This window comes from Janthinobacterium saanense (genome assembly GCF_014200675.1).
Classification (GTDB): Bacteria; Pseudomonadota; Gammaproteobacteria; order Burkholderiales; family Burkholderiaceae_D; genus Janthinobacterium.
Genome location: NZ_JACHCI010000006.1, coordinates 235,364 through 254,920, shown reverse-complemented (window position 1 = coordinate 254,920; position 19,557 = coordinate 235,364). Strand labels below are relative to the sequence as shown.

18 protein-coding genes are annotated in these 19,557 nt (G+C 61.4%); 13 read left to right on the top strand and 5 right to left on the bottom strand.

Features of this window, described 5'->3' with window-relative positions; translation table 11 throughout:
• The first annotated feature begins 156 nt into the window (after positions 1–156).
• Both HDE72_RS11745 and HDE72_RS11740 read left to right on the top strand, forming a co-directional pair.
• On the top strand, positions 157–648 hold the full coding sequence (locus tag HDE72_RS11745) for an MbcA/ParS/Xre antitoxin family protein (RefSeq protein ID WP_260176632.1): 492 nt from the start codon (positions 157–159) through the stop codon (positions 646–648).
• Complete coding sequence (locus HDE72_RS11740) at positions 645–1,115, top strand: RES family NAD+ phosphorylase (RefSeq protein ID WP_183740853.1); 471 nt, start codon at positions 645–647, stop codon at positions 1,113–1,115. Before HDE72_RS11745 ends, HDE72_RS11740 begins: the two co-directional genes overlap by 4 nt.
• Positions 1,116–1,120: 5 nt before the next feature.
• Here HDE72_RS11740 and HDE72_RS11735 read toward each other — a convergent pair whose 3' ends face one another.
• On the bottom strand, positions 1,121–2,668 hold the full coding sequence (locus HDE72_RS11735) for an AMP nucleosidase (protein ID WP_183740850.1): 1,548 nt from the start codon (positions 2,666–2,668) through the stop codon (positions 1,121–1,123).
• Between the two features lie 593 nt (positions 2,669–3,261).
• On the opposite strand from HDE72_RS11735, the gene HDE72_RS11730 reads away from it, so the two are divergent.
• The 3 genes from HDE72_RS11730 to HDE72_RS11720 all read left to right on the top strand — a co-directional run bounded on the left by HDE72_RS11730 (position 3,262) and on the right by HDE72_RS11720 (position 5,409).
• Entirely contained in the window at positions 3,262–3,864 is a 603-nt protein-coding gene (locus HDE72_RS11730; protein WP_183740847.1) for a TetR/AcrR family transcriptional regulator, read from the top strand.
• Between the two features lie 14 nt (positions 3,865–3,878).
• Positions 3,879–4,682, top strand: coding sequence for a type I methionyl aminopeptidase (map, locus tag HDE72_RS11725; protein WP_183740844.1), 804 nt, complete (start codon positions 3,879–3,881; stop codon positions 4,680–4,682).
• Between the two features lie 73 nt (positions 4,683–4,755).
• Positions 4,756–5,409: an FABP family protein gene (locus HDE72_RS11720; RefSeq protein WP_183740842.1), complete on the top strand. Its 654-nt coding sequence runs from the start codon at positions 4,756–4,758 to the stop codon at positions 5,407–5,409.
• Between the two features lie 3 nt (positions 5,410–5,412).
• Here HDE72_RS11720 and HDE72_RS11715 read toward each other — a convergent pair whose 3' ends face one another.
• Both HDE72_RS11715 and HDE72_RS11710 read right to left on the bottom strand, forming a co-directional pair.
• Positions 5,413–7,863: a tetratricopeptide repeat protein gene (locus HDE72_RS11715; protein ID WP_183740839.1), complete on the bottom strand. Its 2,451-nt coding sequence runs from the start codon at positions 7,861–7,863 to the stop codon at positions 5,413–5,415.
• A gap of 85 nt (positions 7,864–7,948) precedes the next feature.
• Positions 7,949–8,728, bottom strand: coding sequence for an AraC family transcriptional regulator (locus tag HDE72_RS11710; RefSeq protein ID WP_183740836.1), 780 nt, complete (start codon positions 8,726–8,728; stop codon positions 7,949–7,951).
• 91 nt (positions 8,729–8,819) lie between these two features.
• On the opposite strand from HDE72_RS11710, the gene HDE72_RS11705 reads away from it, so the two are divergent.
• Both HDE72_RS11705 and HDE72_RS11700 read left to right on the top strand, forming a co-directional pair.
• A complete protein-coding gene (locus tag HDE72_RS11705; protein ID WP_183740833.1) occupies positions 8,820–9,698 on the top strand; it encodes a DMT family transporter in 879 nt (292 codons plus the stop codon).
• 37 nt (positions 9,699–9,735) lie between these two features.
• Entirely contained in the window at positions 9,736–10,332 is a 597-nt protein-coding gene (locus tag HDE72_RS11700; protein WP_183740830.1) for an O-methyltransferase, read from the top strand.
• A gap of 1 nt (position 10,333) precedes the next feature.
• Here the strand turns inward: HDE72_RS11700 and HDE72_RS11695 are convergent, their stop codons facing one another.
• A complete protein-coding gene (locus tag HDE72_RS11695) occupies positions 10,334–10,840 on the bottom strand; it encodes a GAF domain-containing protein (RefSeq protein WP_311735224.1) in 507 nt (168 codons plus the stop codon).
• 61 nt (positions 10,841–10,901) lie between these two features.
• A complete protein-coding gene (locus tag HDE72_RS11690) occupies positions 10,902–11,786 on the bottom strand; it encodes a LysR family transcriptional regulator (RefSeq protein ID WP_183740827.1) in 885 nt (294 codons plus the stop codon).
• An 84-nt stretch (positions 11,787–11,870) separates the two neighbouring features.
• On the opposite strand from HDE72_RS11690, the gene HDE72_RS11685 reads away from it, so the two are divergent.
• The 6 genes from HDE72_RS11685 to HDE72_RS11660 all read left to right on the top strand — a co-directional run bounded on the left by HDE72_RS11685 (position 11,871) and on the right by HDE72_RS11660 (position 19,482).
• Positions 11,871–12,857, top strand: a complete 987-nt coding sequence (locus HDE72_RS11685) for an aldo/keto reductase (RefSeq protein WP_183740824.1) — start codon at positions 11,871–11,873, stop codon at positions 12,855–12,857.
• A 109-nt stretch (positions 12,858–12,966) separates the two neighbouring features.
• Positions 12,967–13,788: a CheR family methyltransferase gene (locus HDE72_RS11680; RefSeq protein WP_183740822.1), complete on the top strand. Its 822-nt coding sequence runs from the start codon at positions 12,967–12,969 to the stop codon at positions 13,786–13,788.
• Between the two features lie 4 nt (positions 13,789–13,792).
• Complete coding sequence (locus tag HDE72_RS11675) at positions 13,793–14,398, top strand: chemotaxis protein CheB (protein WP_183740820.1); 606 nt, start codon at positions 13,793–13,795, stop codon at positions 14,396–14,398.
• Between the two features lie 153 nt (positions 14,399–14,551).
• Complete coding sequence (locus HDE72_RS27975) at positions 14,552–15,703, top strand: hybrid sensor histidine kinase/response regulator (protein ID WP_183740818.1); 1,152 nt, start codon at positions 14,552–14,554, stop codon at positions 15,701–15,703.
• Positions 15,704–15,711: 8 nt separating this feature from the next.
• A complete protein-coding gene (locus tag HDE72_RS11665; RefSeq protein WP_183740816.1) occupies positions 15,712–19,008 on the top strand; it encodes a hybrid sensor histidine kinase/response regulator in 3,297 nt (1,098 codons plus the stop codon).
• Between the two features lie 78 nt (positions 19,009–19,086).
• A complete protein-coding gene (locus tag HDE72_RS11660) occupies positions 19,087–19,482 on the top strand; it encodes an MAPEG family protein (protein WP_183740814.1) in 396 nt (131 codons plus the stop codon).
• Positions 19,483–19,557: the final 75 nt, after the last annotated feature.

The following is a 19,557-nucleotide window of genomic DNA, read 5'->3' as shown; positions in this document are numbered from 1 at the left end:
TCTTGACCTCAACTACTCGAACCGCCCGGTGCGGACCCGCATGCCGGGTGGTGTGGCAGGGGAGCGGCCTTCACGGCTGTCCCCTATGCCGATTCATGCCACCTTGCTTGTAATGTGCCTCATTTGATCTACACTGGTGTCTTAAAGGAGATAGTCATGGCTAATTCCAAGCAGCAACGTCAATCAAGTCAGCCCGCTTCGGTCCGCCAGACCATGTCGCTGTATGAAAGCATGGCGCCGTACGGGGTGGATACGCAGGCGCGCATTGCGCTGATACGGCAAGGCATACCGGCGTCGGCGATCAGTCGTCTGTCAACACGCATGGGTATGAGCAAGGAGTTGCTGTTGTCGAGTCTGGGCCTGTCGCGCGCCACCATCAGCCGTAAGGAAAAAGACGCCAGCCTGTTGTCGAAAGATGAATCGGAGCGCGTGCTGGGGGTCGAAACCCTGATCGGCATGGTGCAGGAGATGGTCGTGCAATCGGGCGATCCCGCCGGCTTTGACGCGGCGCGCTGGCTAGCGGACTGGCTGAGCCGGCCGCTGCCTGCACTGGCCGGGGCGACTGCGGCAAGTTATATGGATACCTTTGAAGGGCAAAGGCTGGTGGCCGACTTGCTGTCCATGAGCCAGAGCGGGGCCTATGCATGAGCGTGCTCTGGCGTATCGCCCAGGAGACGCCAACGTACACTGCCCGTGATCTGAGCGGCGCCGGCGCCAGGATCACGGGCGGGCGCTGGAATAGCAAGGGTAGGCCAGTTGTCTATTGCTCCACCAGTATCGCCCTGGCGATACTCGAAACCGTCCATAGCCTGTGTAGCGGCATCCTGCCATTCAATCGTTACCTGGTGCGTATCGAGATTCCCGATGTGGTGTGGGCAACGCGCCAGATACTCGACTTGCCTCCCGGTGGCTGGGATGCGATACCAGCAGGCATGTCGTCCAGGGCAGCGGGAGACGACTGGATCGCGGCGGGAAAAACCGCGCTCCTGATGGTGCCGTCCGTGATCGTGCCGGACGAATACAATGTCCTGATCAATCCCCGTCATGCCGATGTTTCGAGCATGGTTGCCAGCACCGTCAAGCGCTGGATCTACGATCCGCGCTTTTTCCCGTGATCGTTTTACTGGAACGCCACTTCCGCAAAACTCCTTAATTTACGGCTGTGCAGCCGGTCCACGCCCTGGCGGCGCAGCAGTTCCACGGCGCGGATGCCGATGCGCAGATGCTGGTCGACCCGTTCGCGGTAAAAATGGTTGGCCATGCCGGGCAGCTTGATTTCGCCGTGCAGCGGCTTGTCGCTGACGCATAGCAGGGTGCCGTAAGGGACGCGGAAACGGAAGCCGTTGGCGGCAATCGTCGCGCTTTCCATGTCCAGTGCGATGGCGCGGCTCTGGCTGAAACGGCGCTCCGGCGTGCGTTGCGGCAGCAGTTCCCAGTTGCGGTTATCGGTGCTGGCCACCGTGCCTGTGCGCATGATGTGCTTCAAGTCCAGCCCTGTCAGCTGCGTCACTTCGGCCACCGCCGTTTGCAGCGCCTGCTGGATTTCGGCCAGCGGCGGGATAGGCACCCACAGCGGCAAGTCTTCATCGAGCACATGGTCTTCGCGCACATAGGCGTGCGCCAGCACGTAGTCGCCCAGGCTTTGCGTGGTGCGCAGGCCGGCGCAGTGGCCCAGCATCAGCCAGGCGTGCGGGCGCAGCACGGCGATATGGTCGGTGATGGTCTTGGCGTTGGCCGGGCCCACGCCGATATTGACCATGGTGATGCCGCTGCCGTCGGCGCGCAGCAAGTGGTAAGCCGGCATCTGCGGCAAGCGTGGCGGCGCGGCGCCCAGCAAGTCGTCGCTTTCGGCCGGCTGCCCGGCGCGGCGCGTGACCACGTTGCCCGGTTCGATGAAGGCGATGTAGCCGTCGTCGTCCGATGGGGCATCGGCGTCCGGTGCGTGCGCCATCATGGCGTGGCCCAGGCGGATGAATTCGTCGATGTAGAACTGGTAATTGGTAAACAACACGAAGTTCTGGAAGTGCTGTGGCGAGGTGCCGCTGTAGTGGCGCAGGCGCTGCAGCGAATAGTCCACGCGCGGGGCCGTGAACAGGGCCAGCGGCTGTGCTTCGCCATGCGCCGGTTCATGCGTGCCGTTGGCGATGCCGTCATCCATGGCCGACAGGTCGGGCAAGTCGAACAGGTCGCGCATGGCCAGGCGGCGGCTGGCATCCATATTGCCTTCGATATGGTCATGCTCGGCAAACGAGAAATGCACGGGGATCGGCTGCGCGCTGACGCCCACTTCCAGGTGTACGCGCTGGCCGCCATTATGGTTTTTCAGCAGCAGCGTGAATTGGTCGAGGTAGTAATCATCAAACAGGTCGGGGCGGGTCAGCGTGGTTTCAAACACGCCGGGGCCGGCTACGAAGCCATAGGCCAGGGGCGAATCGGCGCGCGCCACCGTGTCGGTCTGGATGCGCACGAAGGGGTAGCAGGCGCGCACGCGCTCGTGCATGTCTTCGCCGGCCACGAAGCGTTGCAGCGCATCGCGCAAGTGTTCGATGCTGCTGCGGTAAATGGCTTGCACTTGTTCCAGCGCCAGGCGTGGATCATCAAAACGGGTGGAGGCGATGAAGGGTGGCGTATGCAATCGATAACTCCTGTGAGGGTTCGTGCATATCATTGTAAGGCAGGCGCCGCGTTTGCGTGATGCTGGCGGGTGTTGTTGAAAACAGCGGCCGGAGACGCAGGTCTGAGAAAATGCCGATGGCGGCGTTGCAGCTCCTTGCCGTACATGCGTACTGTCTGCGTCGCCGCGCCTTGCCCTCGACATTTTTCAGGCCCGCTTGGCCCGGAGAGCCTGGGCTGGCGACTTGGGTGCATGCATGCTTTGCTGGTGTGCTTATGAAGTAGGAGAGCTCCATAGCGCAGCGACTAATGGGAGTTATCGCCCCGAAGCTGATATTGCAAAATTAAACAACTCGCCGTTCTCTATGTACGTAATCACACGACTCTAGACACTAGCGGCACCAAAGCATAGCTGATTGTCAAAAGAGAAGTTTCACACATTGTCACGTTAGCGGGAGCGTTGCCTATTGGGCTGAAAGTAATCTGTCAAAGCGTTTACTTTTCATGGCGCAGGACCTGTGGGGCAGAATCATGCACGTGCAAAGTTTGTATTCCTGTTGTTCTTCGTGCAGCAGTGACGCAGGTTTGATCAGGCAAGTCAGTGCATCCGACTTGACGGCATCAAATAGAATCGGTATTCTATTTGGCATGGTCAGATTAGCTAAATTCAACGAAAACAATTTCATCGACAGCGCGATAGCCGTCGCGGCGCAATGCGGCGTGGGCGCCGTCTCGATGGCGGCGATTGCAGTCAAGGCGGGCGCGCCCATCGGTTCCGTGTATCACCGCTTCGATTCGCGCAACGCCATCCTGGCGCGCGCCTGGCTGCGCGTGAAGAGCGACTTCCGCCAGGAAGTGGCCAGCCTGTGGGCGAATGGCGATACCTGGGCTGGCGTGCATGGCATGCTGGACTGGTGCCGCCGCAAGCCCGTGTATGCGCGTTTCCTGCTGCAATGCGAAGACAGCCCCGATTTCAACGGCGGTATCACGGAAGAATTGCAGGCCGCGCTGGAAGAAGAGCAGGCGGCGTTAGACGCCTGCTTTGCGCGCTGTGCCGAAGCGTTGCCCGGCGATACCGAACTCGATATCGATCACATGCTGCTCAAATTCGTGCTGATCGACGCCCCGGTGGCCGTCGTCAAACCTTTTCTGACCCAGGAACGGCCGATACCGGCCAGCGTCGACGCCATGCTGCGCGCTTCGCACGATGCCGTGCGCGGCTGGGCCACCCAAACTACCTCACACTCATAAAGAACGATTACACCATGCGCTATTCCACTCAGCTTGAACACGGCAAGAAAATCCCCCTGCACGATGAAGAGGGCTTTGCCGGCATGCGCGCGGCCGGCCGCATCGCCGCCGACACGCTCGATTACATCACGCCATTTGTGAAGCCCGGCATTTCGACGGCCAGGCTCGACGCCATGTGCGAAGAATTCATGCGCGCCGCCGGCGCCATTCCCGCCACCATCGATTACCACGGCTACAAGCACGCCAGCTGCATCTCGGTCAATCACGTGGTCACGCACGGCATTCCGTCCGAGACCAAGATTTTGAAAGTGGGCGACATTCTGAACATCGACGTCACGCCGAAATTCAATGATTGGCATGGCGACACCAGCCGCACCTTCAAGGTGGGCGAAGTGTCGATCCTGGCCAACCGCCTGGTCAAGACCGCCTATGAAGCGATGATGGCTGGCATCAACACCGTGCGTCCGGGTGCGACCCTGGGCGACGTGGGCGCCGTGATCGAAGCGGTCGCCAAGGCGCAGGGATTTTCGTCGGTGCGCGATTTTTGCGGCCACGGCGTAGGTAAAGTATTTCACGACACGCCGCAAGTGCTGCACTACGGCCGCGCCGGCACCGGCATCGTGCTCGAACCAGGCATGATTTTTACCATCGAGCCTATGCTCAACGTGGGCAGCTACCAGGTCAAGGTCTTGCCCGACAAATGGACCACGGTCACCAAGGACCGTTCTTTGTCCGCGCAGTTCGAACACTCGCTGGCCGTGACGGAAACGGGTTTTGAAATCTTCACCTTGAGCGCTTTGCCCGATCCGCTGGTTTAATCGGCTTTGCCGGCGCTAGTCCAGGTCTTACAATAGGGGCCAGTATTTTTCACCCTATTGTAAAGAGCAGCGCATGAGCGATTTTCCTGAAGATATCTACACCGAACCGTCGGCCGACGTCCACACCCTGAACAACCTGGGCCCTTTGACCGGCATGGCCGGCATCTGGGCCGGTACGCGCGGGCTGGACGTCAAGCCGAAAGCAGATGGCCCGCGCAAGCAGGCTTTTGTCGAGCGCATCGAGTTGCAGCCGATCGACCCCGTCACCAACGGCCCGCAGCTGTTCTACGGCTTGCGCTACTACATCCACATCACCAAGCCGGACCAGGTCAAGACCTACCATGAGCAAGTTGGCTACTGGTTGTGGGAACCGGCTACCGGCGCCGTGATCCAGACGCTGGCCATCCCGCGCGGCCAGATCGCCATGGCCTCGGGCACCACCACGGCGGACGCCACCAGTTTTGAACTGGTCGCCAAACGCGATAGCACAGCCTTCGGCATTTGCTCGAACCCCTTCCTCGAACACGCTTTCACCACCGTCGAATACCGCATCAAGGTCGACATCCATCCTGACGGTAGCTGGGGCTACGATGAAGACACGGTCATGCTGATCCGCGGCAAGGATGAACCGTTCCACCACACGGACCGCAACTTGCTGAAAAAGATCGCCGAACCGACGCCGAATCCGATGGCCTTGCAGGCATTGGCCGCGACTGTACCGGCATAAAATCTATGGGTGGCCCTGCGCCACCGCTTTAACGGCGCGCTCTTCGCCCATCCCGGCCGCAATCTTCCAGCGCTGCATGGCGCTGCTGCGGTCGGGGCGTTTCAATCCGGCGCCTTCCCAATCCATCAAGCCGAGGTTGTAGATATCGCCAGCGCTGCCCTTGTCGGCCGCCATGGTGAACCATTTGCGCGCTTCCTTGTTGTTGACGGGCGTCTGGTAGCCGCGCACGTGGTACAGCCCCAGCATATGCATGGCGTTGATATTGCCCTTTTGTGCCGCCTGTTTCAGGTAGTCGAGCGCGCGCGGCATATTGCGCGGCTCTTGCCAGCCTTCCGCCATCATCACGCCCTTGGCCGTCAGCGCATAGCTGTCGTTCTTCGGCAGCGCCTTGGTGATCCACGGCTTGGCCGTGACCTGGCGCGCCTTGCGCTGCTGCTCGCTGACATTGCCTCCATGGCGCTGGCCTTCGCCCATCAGCTGCATCCAGCCATACAAGCCATAGGCCTCCACTTCACCATCCTTGACCAGTGTTTCCAGCATCGCCAGCGCCTTCACCTTGTCGCCATTATCATACAGCTTGACGGCTTTCGGCATGCTGGCGTCCTGCAGCGCGATGGTGGGCGGGTGCGGCTCGACGGTGGCCGACGCCATCGCCGGCTGCGGCGGTTTGGCTGGCGCGCGCGTGCGCACGGGCAGCCCGATGCTGGCCGCCAGTACGGCGACTGCGGCGGGCGCCAGTATCAAGACCTGGGCCAGCTGGTTGCGGCGGCCCTTGCCGGCGATATGCATGGCCCGTTCGGCCTGGCTCTCGCCGCCCAGCGCCTCTTGCAGCACCGATTTGACTTTGCGGTTGAACAGCAGATAGCCGCCGGCCACCGTCACCAGGCCGGCAAAAGCGGCCGTGCCGCGTCCGGCGACAAACCAGGTGGCGATGGTGATGGCCAGCGCGGCCAGCGCACTTTTCCACCAGAATTGCTTGGCCAGCCGCGTGTAGATCTGGCGCAATGCACCGAGCACGCAGGTGCGCACCAGTTGCGCATAGTCGGGCGAGACCACGTCCACGTGGGCGTGGTCCGTTTCGCCGCGCAGTATCGATTCGATCACGTCCGCATTCAGCTCGGAGGCGGCCACGTCGCGCAGTGGTCTCAGCAGACCTTGCACCTGGGCCGAAAACAGGCCGTCGTCGGCGCTGCCGGCCAGCGCGTCGCTGAGCGTCTTGAGGTCGCCGCGCAGCAGTTTTTCCACGATGTCGTCCATGGTCAGCCAGCGCAAGTCCGTGCCGTAGGCAACCAGGTGATGCTTCTCTTCGTTGCAGACGGCGTCCAGGCGCACGATGCGCAGCTTGCCCGCATACAGGGCGTCGACTTCCTGCGGGTGGTCGCTATCGTAGATGCTGACCTTGGCCAGCTGCAGGCTGCTGGCGATGGCGGCCAGTGAGTGCACGCTCTCCTTGTCGCGGATGCGGCGTGCATCGTCGGGCGCCTGCTTGGGCAGGCTGACGCTGTAATCGGGAACCACGTGGATGTCGGTCCAGGAAGCATCGCCTTGCTGGCCCGAGCCTTCGCAAGGGTTGCAGCGCAGGTCGCCCAGGCCGCTGCAGGTGCGGCAACTGATGCTGCCGCTGGCCAGGCAAGTGTTGCAATTGACATTGCCGGCGCCGTGGCAGCTGTTGCACGTGACTTTGCCGAAACTGCAATGGCTGCAATTGCGCGATACGGTGCGGTATTGCGTGCGCGTCTCGGTATGGTAGGTGGTGTGCGAGTTGCCGTTCTCGTAGGTGGTAGTGGGCACTTGCACCGTCACGTCATCGCTGACTTGTTCGGCGACAGTTCCGCTGCCGCTGCAATAGCTGCACGACACCTTGCCGCTGCCATGGCAGCCATGGGCGTCGCAACTGACGGTGCGACCGCCGTGGCATTTCCAGCAGGTTTCCTGCTTGGAACCATGGCAGGTGCTGCAGCGTATGCGGCCCTTGCCGTCGCAGGGAGCGCAGTCGTCCAGGTGCCAGTATTTGACGGCGTGCAGCAGATACGCGCCTTGCCTGACCGTGTCGTAAGCATGGTCCGTTTGCTGCAGGGCGGTTTCCAGTTTGGCTGCGGCCAGGCGCAGCCTTTCCTTGCCCTGCGCGATAGCGAGTGCTCCCACCTCCTGCGCGCCACAGTGCTGGTCGCCCACGGATGGCTTGAAATAACCATTGATGACGCGATTTTCAAAACGCGCTTCGAGCACGAAATTGGCTTGCAGCGAAAAATCCTGCAGCGCGTCGTCTTCGGCCAGCGGGCTGATGTCTTTTGGCTCGAAACGCGTTTTTTCCTGCACCAGGGAACGCAATTTTCCCAGCACGGTGGGTATATCAGCTTTGTCGGGAATGACTGGTGCCGCGCCAGGCGCTGGTGCGGACGGGGCCGGCAGGTCCAGGCTGCTATCGCTGGCCGAGTCGGTCGGTGAGTTCATTGCAGTCATCCTTTTACTTACGAGAAAGATGTTTGAATTTTAGCATTGAAGTGCTGTAAGGAAAGCAGACTCAGCCTGCTTCCTTTCAGCGCGGCTGGCGCCGGAACTGGTCTGGCGTGCCGCCGCTTTGCCGGCGAAACATGGCGATAAAGGCCGAGGCCGTGCTGTAACCCAGCCCCAGGGCAATTTCCTGCACCGTGTCGCCCCGTTCCAGCAGGGGCAGGGCCGCCAGGAAACGTTGGCGCTGCCGCCATTCGCCAAAGGCCATGCCCAGTTCGCGCTGGCAACGGCGCGCCAGGGTGCGTTCCGTAACGTGCAATTGCGCCGCCCAGTCCGCCAGTGAGAGCTTGCTGCCCGGATCTGCCTGCAAGCCATCGAGCAGTGCCTTGGTGATGGGGTCATCGCTGCCGGGCAGGTAGTTGCGGCTGCAGGGCGCCAGTTGCAGCTGGTCGACCAGTACTTGCGCCAGGCGCTGGTCTGCCGGCGAGGCCGGCGTGGTCAGGCCCCGCTCGGCGAAGTCACCCAGAATGGCTTTGAGCAAAGGGCTGAGCACCAGCGCACACGGTTGATCAGGCAATTGCGCGCACAGGCTGGCGTCGATATAGGCCGAATGAAAGGTCACATCCTGGCGGATATAGCCGTCATGCAGGGTCTCGGGCGGTATCCATACGGCATATTGGGGCGGCGCCAGATAGCGCTGGCCGTCCACCATGATTTCCATCACGCCCGTCGAACAATAGGTCAGCTGGCCCCAGGGATGGGTCTGGTACTCGAATTGCTGGTGGGCTTGATAATCGCTGAGCCGGAAATACACGGGATAGGGCAGCACGTCGGACACTTCCGGGAAATGCTGATTGGTCGCCATATTGTCCAGATAGAAGAATCGTTTGTCTGATACGCATTATATCCATCAAATCAGACCATGCGACAATCGCTACTCGTCTAAAGGAATCCTCATGCACTATTTATTACCCGTGATCGCCGTGCTGATCTGGGCCATCAACACCATCGTCAGCAAGCTCGCCGTGGGCGTCATCGATCCGGCCGCCATCTCGTTTTTCCGCTGGCTGCTGGCGGGCGTGCTGCTGGCGCTGGTGTTTGGCCGGTCTGCCTGGCAGCAGCGTGCCGCAATTGCGCCCCATGTGGGCAAGCTGTTTGTGCTGGGCATGCTGGGCATGGTGATGTACCAGTGCCTGGCCTACACGGCTGCGCAAACCACCACGGCCACCAATATGGGCATTCTGGCCTCGCTGATGCCGCTGCTGGCGGTGATTTTGTCGGTGCTGCTGCTGGGCGAGACGGCCACCGTGGGCGGCGTATTCGGCAGCCTGGTGTCTTTGCTGGGCCTGGGATATCTGCTCAGCCACGGCGACCCCGCCGCGCTGCTGAAACATGGCATGGGCGTCGGCGATGGCTTGATGCTGCTCGGCTGCCTGTCGTACGCCGCGTATGGCGTGCTGATGAAGCGCTGGAAAATCGCCCTCAATAACTGGCATTCGCTGCTGATACAGGTCTGGTGCGCGGTGCCCGTGCTGTTTATCTATTACCTGAGCCATTCCGCGCCGCCCGTTTCCAGTGCCGGCTTGCCGCTGGTGCTGTTTGCCGGCATCCCCGCTTCCGTGATCGCGCCCTGGCTGTGGATGCATGGCCTGGGCAAGCTGGGTCCCAGCCGCGCCACCACCCTGATGAATCTGCTGCCCGTGTTTACTGTCATCATCGCCTTGCTGTTCCTCGGTGAAACCTTGCACAGCTACGATGTGATCGGCGGTAGCGTGACGCTCTTGGGCGTGCTGATGGTGCAGTCCTTGAAGCGTCCCTTGCGCCGCGCCGCCTGATCTTGAGTGCTATGCTGACAGCTGACAAGGAGGCAGCATGACGATTAAAAAAGATACGCTTGAAACCCTGCTGGGCGAACTGGAAGCCTTCGGCCTCGCCAACGATGCGGTCCACACGCAGCGCGGATCGCGCATGCTCAATATCACGCGCGACACGGGCGAGTTGCTGGCCGTGCTGGTGCAGGCGCGCGGCGCCCGGCGCATACTGGAAATCGGCACCTCGAACGGCTATTCCACCCTGTGGCTGGCGCGCGCAGTGCAGGCTTTGCAAGGCTCGGTGGTGACGGTGGAAAAGGCGCAGGACAAGTTCGACATGGCGCAAGCGAACTTTGCGCGGGCGCACTTGCAGGGTGTGATCGGCCAGTTACTGGCGGATGCGGGCCAGGTGCTGCAGGACAGCCAGGATGGCGCCTACGATTTCATCTTTCTCGATTCAGCCCGCAGCCAGTACGGCGCCTGGTGGCCGCAGCTGGACCGGGCGCTGGCGCCGGGCGGTGTGCTGGTGGTCGATAACGCCAGCTCGCATTACGCGGAGATGGCGGATTTCCTCGACGGCATACGCCAGGACGCCCGCTACACCAGTTGCCTGGTGCCAGTGGGCAAGGGCGAGTTTATTGCGGTGAAGTCAGCCTGAGTCAGGCGACGATCGCTGCTTCCAGTACTTTGACCAGCGACTCCACGCCTGCTGCATCGACATCGTCGAAACGGCTGGTCAATGGGCTGTCCAGGTCGAATACGCCGATGATCTGGCCATTGGAAAACACGGGCACTACCAGTTCCGAGCGCGAGTTGACGTCGCAAGCGATGTGGCCAGGAAACGCGTGCACGTCTTGCACCACGATGGTTTTGCCTTCCACCACCGTCGTGCCGCAGACGCCACGGCCCTTCTTGATACGGATGCAGGCTGGTTTGCCCTGGAAGGGTCCCAAGACCAGCTCATCCTCTTTCAAAAAGTAAAAACCGGCCCAGTTCAAGCCGGGCATGGTGTTGAACACCAGCGAGCTGAAGTTGGCGGTATTGGCGATGAAATCGCTTTCGCCTGCCAGCAAGCCTTGCAGTTGCGAGCGCAAGTCTGCATACATGGCTTCTTTGGCGGCAGGAGTGTCGGTGCCGTAAGCGGCGTCGCTGATGGTAAACGTCATGGTGTTGGCCAGGTGGGAATAGGAAGGCAGTATGGTAGCGCGTCTGGCGCCGGTCTGCACGCTATAGGTCGCTTAGTGCCAGTTGACGCAGTACGGGCAGGGCAGGGTGGCTGCTGTCGCTACGCCAGGCCAGGCCAAGCTTGGTTGCCAGTTCGTCTCCCTGCGCCAGTTGCCGATACACCACGCCGTCCAGGCGCAAGGCGCGGAAAGAGTCGGGCAGCAGGGCCATGCCCTTGCCCGCAGCCACCTCGCTGAGCAAGACATGATGATCGAGCGGCTCGCGCACAAAGGCGGGAGCAAAACCATGGCGTTCATACACTTGCTGGCAATGGTCGAAAAACGCGGGCTGGCGCGAGCGTTCAAACCAGTAGACGGGTTCGTGAACAATCTCGGCCAGCGCCACCTTGCGCTTGCGTGCCAGCGGGTGTCCAGCCGGCATGGCCAGCATCATGGGGTCGCTGGCCAGCGGCAACACGGCCAGTTCGAATGTGGCGCTGGGCAAGGCGATCAGTGCCGCGTCGAGCTGGCCCTTGCGCACGGCAGCGATCAGGCGCGGCGATGGTGCTGCCGTCAATTCCACCCGGCACCTTTCCAGCGACGATTCCAGCACCGCCAGCAGCGGCCGGAACAGGCCCGCTTCCACCGAGCTGGTCAGGCCCAGGCGCAGGCGCGTGGGAACCTTATCGCGCTGCAACGATTGCTCTGCCTGTTCCAGTAATTGCAAAATATGCAGTGCTTGCGGCAACAAGGTGCGCCCCGCATCGGTCAGGGCCACGCCTTGCGTATTGCGTTCGAACAATCGCGTGCCCAGCCGTTCTTCCAGGGTCTTGATGGCGCGTGACAGCGGCGGCTGCGTCATGTGCAGTTGCTCCGCCGCCTGGCGGAAATTCAGGCAGCGGGCGACGGCGCAGAACAGGGTCAGGGCGTGGGTGTCTAGAGTCTTCATACCAGAAAGGTATCACGAAAACAGTCATTCCATGCGGCGATGGTGCTGCCTACACTGCGGTTTTTACCTCTCACGGAGCATCATATGCAACATCGCACTATCGGTAATAGCGGCTTGCGCAGTTCGGCGCTGGGCCTGGGTTGCATGGGCATGTCGGAGTTTTACGGCGCCACCGACGAAGTCCAGTCGCTGGCGACTTTGGCAGCGGCGCTGGACGCCGGCGTGACCCTGTTCGACACGGCCGACGCCTATGGATTTGGCCATAATGAGCAATTGCTGGGACGTTTCTTGCGCGGCCGGCGCCAGCAGGCGCTGATCGCCAGCAAGTGCGGCCTGGCGCGCGAACCGGGCGCCTATGCGCGCCGCATCGACAATTCCCCAGCCTACATCCGCCAGGCGTGCGAGGCATCGTTGACGCGGCTGGGCGTGGAAACCATCGATCTGTATTATTTGCACCGCGTAAATCTCGACACCCCGCTGGAAGAGTCGATGGGGGCGCTGGCGCAACTGGTGCAGGAAGGCAAGATCCGCGCCGTGGGCCTGTGCGAAGTCAGCGCCGCCACCTTGCTGCGCGCCGCGGCCATCCACCCGGTGGCCGCCGTGCAAAGCGAATATTCGCTCTGGTCGCGCGAGCCGGAACAGGGCGTGCTGGCCGCCTGCCGCCAGGTGGGCGCCAGTTTTGTGGCCTACAGCCCCCTGGGACGCGGCTTCCTGACGGGCGCCATCGGCGCCACGGCCAGCCTCGATGAGGGCGATTTCCGCCAGATGAATCCCCGTTTCGCCCCTGAAAACCTGCCATACAACCTGGCCATCGTCGACATGCTGCGGCAGCTCGCCATCAGCAAGCATTGCACGCCAGCACAACTGGCGCTGGCCTGGCTGCTGGCGCAAGGCGAGGACATCATCGCCATCCCCGGCACCAAGCGCATCGCCTATCTGCAAGACAACCTGGGCGCCCTGCAAGTGACGCTCAGCAAGGCCGAGCTGGCGCTGATCGGTGCCGCGTTTCCACCAGGCATTGCGGCGGGTGCGCGTTATACGGCCGAGGGTATGAAGGGCGTCAATGTCTGAGGAAATGGCTACTTTCGTACGCTAGCGTACAAAACCAGATGTGTGTTTCTGCTAGCATCGAAGCTCGCCCGGCGTGCTGCCGGAAGCAGATCTGGGAGTGTGCTTTCAATTGCAAGAAGATGATGTTTTTGAGATAGAGCTGAAACTGTTGCTGGAGGGAATCTTGCTGCGTTATCAGCATGATTTCCGCGATTATTCGGTGGCCTCGCTGCGCCGGCGCATGCGCCAGGCGATGGAGCGCTTTGGCTGCGCCACGGTGTCGCAGTTGCAGGACCGCATCTTGCACGAACCTGCCGTGTTTGCGCAGATGTTGCAGTTTTTTACGGTACAGGTCAGCGAGATGTTCCGCGATCCGGCGTATTTCCGCATGTTGCGCGAAAAGGTAGTGCCGGTGCTGCACACCTATCCATCAATCAAGCTGTGGGTGGCCGGTTGCAGCAGTGGCGAGGAAGTCTGGTCGCTGGCGATTTTGCTGGAAGAAGAGGGCTTGCTGGAGCGCAGCATGATTTATGCGACCGATATCAATGTCGAAGCGCTGGCCGCTGCCGAGGCCGGCATTTACGCCATCGACCGCATCGCCCAGTTCAGCGAGAATTACCGGCAGGCGGGCGGCAAGCGTTCCTTATCGGACTATTACACGGCCGCCTACAAGGGCGCCATCTTTGACCGGCGCTTGCGGCGCCAGTTTGTGTTTGCCGACCACAGCCTGGCGACGGACAGTGTCTTTTCCGAGGTGCATATGGTTTCCTGCCGTAATGTCATGATTTACTTTAACAAGGACTTGCAAGACCGTGCCCTGGGCCTGTTCCATGAAGCGCTGGTCAACCGGGGTTTCCTCGGACTGGGCATGAAGGAAAGCTTGCATTTCAGCCGCCATACGGCCAGTTTCCGTGAACTGGCGCCCGCTGAAAAAATTTATCAGCGCGCCTGAGCTTATGCCTGCTACCCTCCCTTCCACCACCGTAGCTGCGCCACCGGCGGGCTTGCGCCTGATCGCCATCGGCGCTTCGGCCGGCGGTGTCGAAGCGCTCGGTGTCTTGCTGCGTGCGTTGCCGGCCCGTTGCCGGGCAGCCGTGGTGGTGCTGTTGCATCTGGCGCCTGGCCGCTCCAGCCGCTTGCCGCAACTGTATGCCGGGCGTTGCCTGCTACCCTTGCGCGTAGCGCAGGACAAGGAAACAGTGTGTGGCGGCACCGTGTATTTTGCCGGTCCCGATTATCATTTGCAGATTGAGCCTGAGCGGCACTTTTCGCTGTCACTCGATGACGCCGTGAATTTTTCGCGTCCGTCCATCGATGTGCTGCTCGAATCAGCCGCCTACGCCTATCGTGGCGACATGCTGGCCATCATACTGACGGGCGCGTCGGCCGATGGCGCGGCGGGATTGGTGCGCGTGCGCAAGCTGGGTGGCAGTGCGTGGGTGCAAGATCCTGCCGATGCAGTGGCCAGCAGCATGCCGGCCGCCGCCTTGCAGCGGGCTGGCGCCGACCGCGTGCTGGACTTGCGGCAGATGGCTGCCAGCCTGGCCTTGCTCGGTGATTGACGGCCCGGTCCGCACGGCTGTCCGGATGGCAAAAGCTCAGTGCGTGTAAGATATCTGCGCAACAGTGATATAAAGTTAAAATTTTTATAGTTAACCTAACATGGACGATCGCAGCCCGAGCCGGGCAATCTCTGCGATACCGAAGACTGAGCCGTGACCGCACCTATCCATATCCTCGTCGTTGACGACGTTGCGCAAAACCTGATTGCCGCTGAAGCCGTGCTCGCGCAGCCAGGCATTGTTATCCTGAAAGCGGCCTCCGGCGCCGAGGCCCTGGAACTGTTGCTGACCCACGAAGTGGCGCTGGCGCTGATCGATGTGCAAATGCCGCAAATGGATGGTTTTGAGCTGGCCGAGCTGATACGCGGCAGCGAGCGCACGCGCACCATTCCGCTGATTTTCCTGACAGCCACCCGCGAGCCGTCCTACAGTTTTCGTGGTTATGAAGCGGGCGCCGTCGACTTCCTGTTCAAGCCCATCGACGTCAAGGCGCTGCAAAGCAAGGTGCAGGTACTGGTGCAACTGTATCAGCAGAAAAGGGCCTTGTCGGCCCAGCTCGATGAACTCAAGCATGCGCTGCACCTCAATGAATTGTTCACGGCCGTGCTGGGCCACGATTTGCGCACGCCCTTGTCGGTGGTCATGAATGGCGCCATGGTGTTGCCCATGATGAGCGACCATCCCAAGGTGATTGTGACGGCGCAGCGCATCGAAAGCAGCGCCAGGCGCATGGGGCGCATGGTCGACCAGTTGCTGGACCTGGCCAGGATACGCTCGGGCACGATGGAATTGCGCAGCGCCACCCACGATTACCTGGCGCTGGCGCAAGCCATCGTCGATGAATTCGATACGCCGGGGCGCAGCGCACCGGTGGAAATTGCCAGCGTGGGTGAATTGCATGGCCAGTGCGATGCGGGCTTGTTGTCGCAAATCATCTCCAACTTGCTCAGCAACGCCATCACGCATGGCGAAGCTTATGCGCCGGTGCAATTGGCGCTCGACGGCCGCAGCGCCGACATGCTGGAACTGCGCGTCAGCAACCGTGGCCTGATCGCGCCGGAACTGCTGCCCACCCTGTTTGAACCGTTCCAGCAGGCAGGCGAAAAGCGCAAGGCAGGCCAGGGCCTGGGATTGGGCTTGTACACCGTCAACATGTTCGTCAAGGCGCACGGCGGCAGCTTGCAAGTACATTCCACGGAAACGCAGGGTACGGTATTTACCGTACGCATACCGCGCCACTGCCAGGTCTGCGTGCAGACGGATGCAGCTGCCGTTGCAGGCGCCGCTTTGGGCACCTCAGCATGAGCCACCATATGAACCACCTTGCGCAGCCTGCCGCCGCCGATTACCTGCCGCGCGGAGGCGGCGCCACGGGTGAGCTGCTGCGCCAGTTCGACTGGTCGCGCACCAGCCTGGGACCCATGGCGGGCTGGCCCGCCAATTTGCGCACCAGCGTCGATATCGTGCTCAATTCGCCGATGGCGATGGTGCTGATGTGGGGGCCTGAGCACGTCATGATTTATAACGATGAATACATCAAGATTGCCGGTACCCGCCATCCGGCCGCGCTGGGTGGCACGGTCGCCGCCATCTGGCCCGAGGTCTGGGACTGGAATGCGCGCATCCTGGAAGCGGGCTTGCGCGGCGAAACCCAGGTGCACCGCGAACGCCTGCTGCCGCTGTTGCGCAACGGCGTGCGCACCGATGTCTGTTTCGACCTGTTCTATACGCCCGTGCACGGCGATGCAGGGCAGGTCGATGGCGTGCTGTGTACGGCGCTGGAATTGACGGCGCGCCTGGAAGAAGGGCGGCAATTGAAACTGGCCAACCGCCAACTGGGCGAAGAGCGCGCCTTGTTGCGTGCGCTGTTCCAGCAGGCGCCCAGCTTCATGGCCGTGCTGCGCGGGCCGCAACATGTGTTTGAACTGGCCAACGAGCATTATCAGCGTCTGGTGGGGCGCCGCGAACTGGTCGGCAAATCAGTCGAACTGGCCTTGCCCGAGGTCAAGCCGCAGGGCTTTATCGATTTGCTCGACGAAGTCTACCGCAGTGGCGTGCCTTACGAAGGGCGCCAGGTCAAGGTGGACTTGCAGCAGGAAGACGGCAGTACCGCGCAGCGTTATCTGGATTTTATCTACCAGCCCATCAAGGATGAAGCGGGCCTGGTCAGCGGCATCCTGGTCGAAGGCATCGATGTCACCGGACATCTGGAAGGCGATGAACGGCTGCGCCTGGCACAGCAGGCGGGCGGTATCGGCACCTTTGAATGGTTTCCCGAGACGGGCCGCATGGAAGTGTCGCCCACCTTCCGTCACCTGTGGGGCATAGACGATGAACAGGAAATCACGCAGCAGTTCCTGGTCGGCATGGTCGATGCGCGCGACCATGCAAAGATAGGCCCCAGCCGTATCGAACTGTCATCCAATCCGCTCGACTATGTGGAATACCGCATTCAGCGCCGCAGTGACGGTGCGGTGCGCTGGATAGCGCGTCAGGGCGAGGTGCTTGACGGCAAGGAACCTGGCCAGCACCGCTACGTGGGCGTCTCGTTTGACGTCACCGAGCGGCGCCAGATCGAGGATGAACTGACGGCCAGCCAGGACCGCATGGCCGCCATTTTCGGCCAGGCTTCGGTGGGCTTGTCGGAACTGGGCCTCGATGGCCGTTTCCAGCGGGTCAATGGCGCCCTGTGCCGCATGCTGGGCCGTTCGTGCGAAGAGCTGCTGAGCCTGAACATGCGCGACATCCTGCACCCGGACGATCTGCCAGGCAATAATCTGTTGTTCCAGCGCCTGGTGGAAACTGGTGAATCGTTCACCCTGGAAAAACGCTATCTGAAGCCCGACGGTTCGCATGTCTGGGTGTCGAGCAATGTCAGCCGCCTGGTCGATGAAGATGGACAGCCACGCGCCTTGATCTCTGTCAAGACCGATATCACGGAGCGGCGGCGCATCGAAAAAGCGCTGCACGAATTGAACGAAACGCTGGAACACCGGGTCGAACAGGAAGTGCAGGAACGTACCAAGGCGGAAGAAGCCTTGCGCCAGGCGCAAAAGATGGAAGCCGTGGGCCAGTTGACGGGTGGTATTGCGCATGACTTCAATAATGTGCTGCAGATTATTTCGGGCAATCTGCATTTGCTGCAACATCTGTCGCCACAGGATGGCGTGATGCGCCAGCGTCTCGACACGGCGATTGCCGCCGTCGAGCGGGGCGCGAAGCTGTCCTCGCACTTGCTGGCCTTTGCCCGCCGTCAACCGCTCAAACCCGTGGTGCTGGACTTGTCACGCGTGGTGCGTAATATGGATGCGCTGCTGCGGCGCGCCCTGGGTGAAGCGATAGAAATCGTGCTGGTGGGGGGCCGTGGCTTGTGGAATACCCTGGTTGACCGCAGCCAGATTGAAAACGTGATACTCAACCTGGCCATCAATGCGCGCGACGCCATGGATGGCACGGGCAAGCTGACCATCGAGCTGGGCAATGTGGTGCTTGATGAACGTTATGTGCACAAACTGGTTGATGTGCCGGCGGGGCAATATGTGATGCTGTCCGTGACCGATACGGGGCGCGGCATGAGCGGTTCCGTATTGCAACGGGCGTTTGAACCGTTCTTTACCACCAAGCCGGAAGGAGCGGGCACCGGCCTGGGCCTGTCGATGGCCTATGGTTTCGTCACGCAGAGCCGTGGGCATATCCGCATTTACAGTGAGCCGGGACTGGGCACGGGCGTCAAAATCTATTTGCCCCGCTCACTGATGGCGGAAGCCGAAGAAGAGCAGGAATGGAGCGGCGTGGTGACGGGTGGCACGGAAACGGTGCTGGTGGTGGAAGACGACGTGGGCGTGCGCGCCACCGTGGTCGACATGTTGAGTGCGCTTGGTTACACCGTGCTCAAGGCCGAAGATGGCGAGAGTGCGCTGGCCGTGCTGCAAAGCGGCGTGGCTATCGACCTGCTGTTCACGGATGTGATCATGCCAGGACCGGTGCGCAGCACGGAGATGGCGCGCCTGGCGCGCGAGTTGCAGCCCGATATTGCCGTCTTGTTTACCTCCGGTTACGCGCAAGATGTCATCGTGCATGAGGGGCGGCTCGACACAGGCGTGGAGCTGCTCAGCAAACCGTACCGTCGCGAAGAACTGGCGCGCAAGCTGCGCCATGTGCTGGCCAACCGCCAGCAGCAACTGCGCGCGCGCCAGTTCGCGCTGGCAGGTACGCCAGGGCTGGACTTGGCGGGCCATGCGCTGGCAACCCCGGGTGAAATGCCCCAATCCCTGAAAATCCTGGTGGTGGAAGACAACCTCGATTCGCAGCTGATGGTGTGCGAACTGGTGGGCATGCTGGGCCACACGGTCAGCGGCGTGTCGGATGGCGAGTCCGCGTGGAAATTGCTTAATGAGCAAGACTTCGATATCCTATTTACCGATGTCAGCCTGCCTGGCATGTCGGGCATCGCGCTGGCACGCATGGTGCTGCGCGACAAGCCGGGCACGCGCATCATTTTTTCCACCGGCTACGGCAAGGAATCGATGGATGAACTGGGCTTTTCCGCCAGCGTATTGCGCAAACCGTATGACCTGACTGAATTGCAGGCGGCGCTCGACCAGTCCTGACGGGCGTGTTTATTCCATGGCTGCCTGTCAGATTTTTCACCTGAACTTTTTCACCTGAAACATCCTTGAGAGGCAAGCATGACACCCGAACTGACGATACTCGGCTGGACCCTGGTACTGGCGCTGGTGCAGATCATGCTGCCCTCGCTATTTCGCACGCGGGAAACAGGTACTGCCTACAACGTGAGCGCGCGCGATGGGGCCGGGCCGCCGGTGGGCAAGATCACGGGCCGGCTGCAACGGGCCCAGGCCAATCTGTTTGAAACCCTGCCCCTGTTTGCCGCCGCCGTGCTCATCATCCACGTCACGGCGCAGGAAAGCACGCTGACACTGTACGGCGCCGCGCTGTACCTGGCGGCGCGCGTCATTTACGTGCCCCTGTATGCCTTCGGCATTCCCGTGGTGCGCACTCTGGTCTGGCTGGTTTCGGTGGCAGGTTTGCTGATGCTGTTGTTCGCTATCCTCGTGCATTAATGCCTTGATAAGTGCGCTGGCGGACAGAGACAGTGCCAGCCTCCCTCTACACTCGTCCCATCACAGTCATGACTG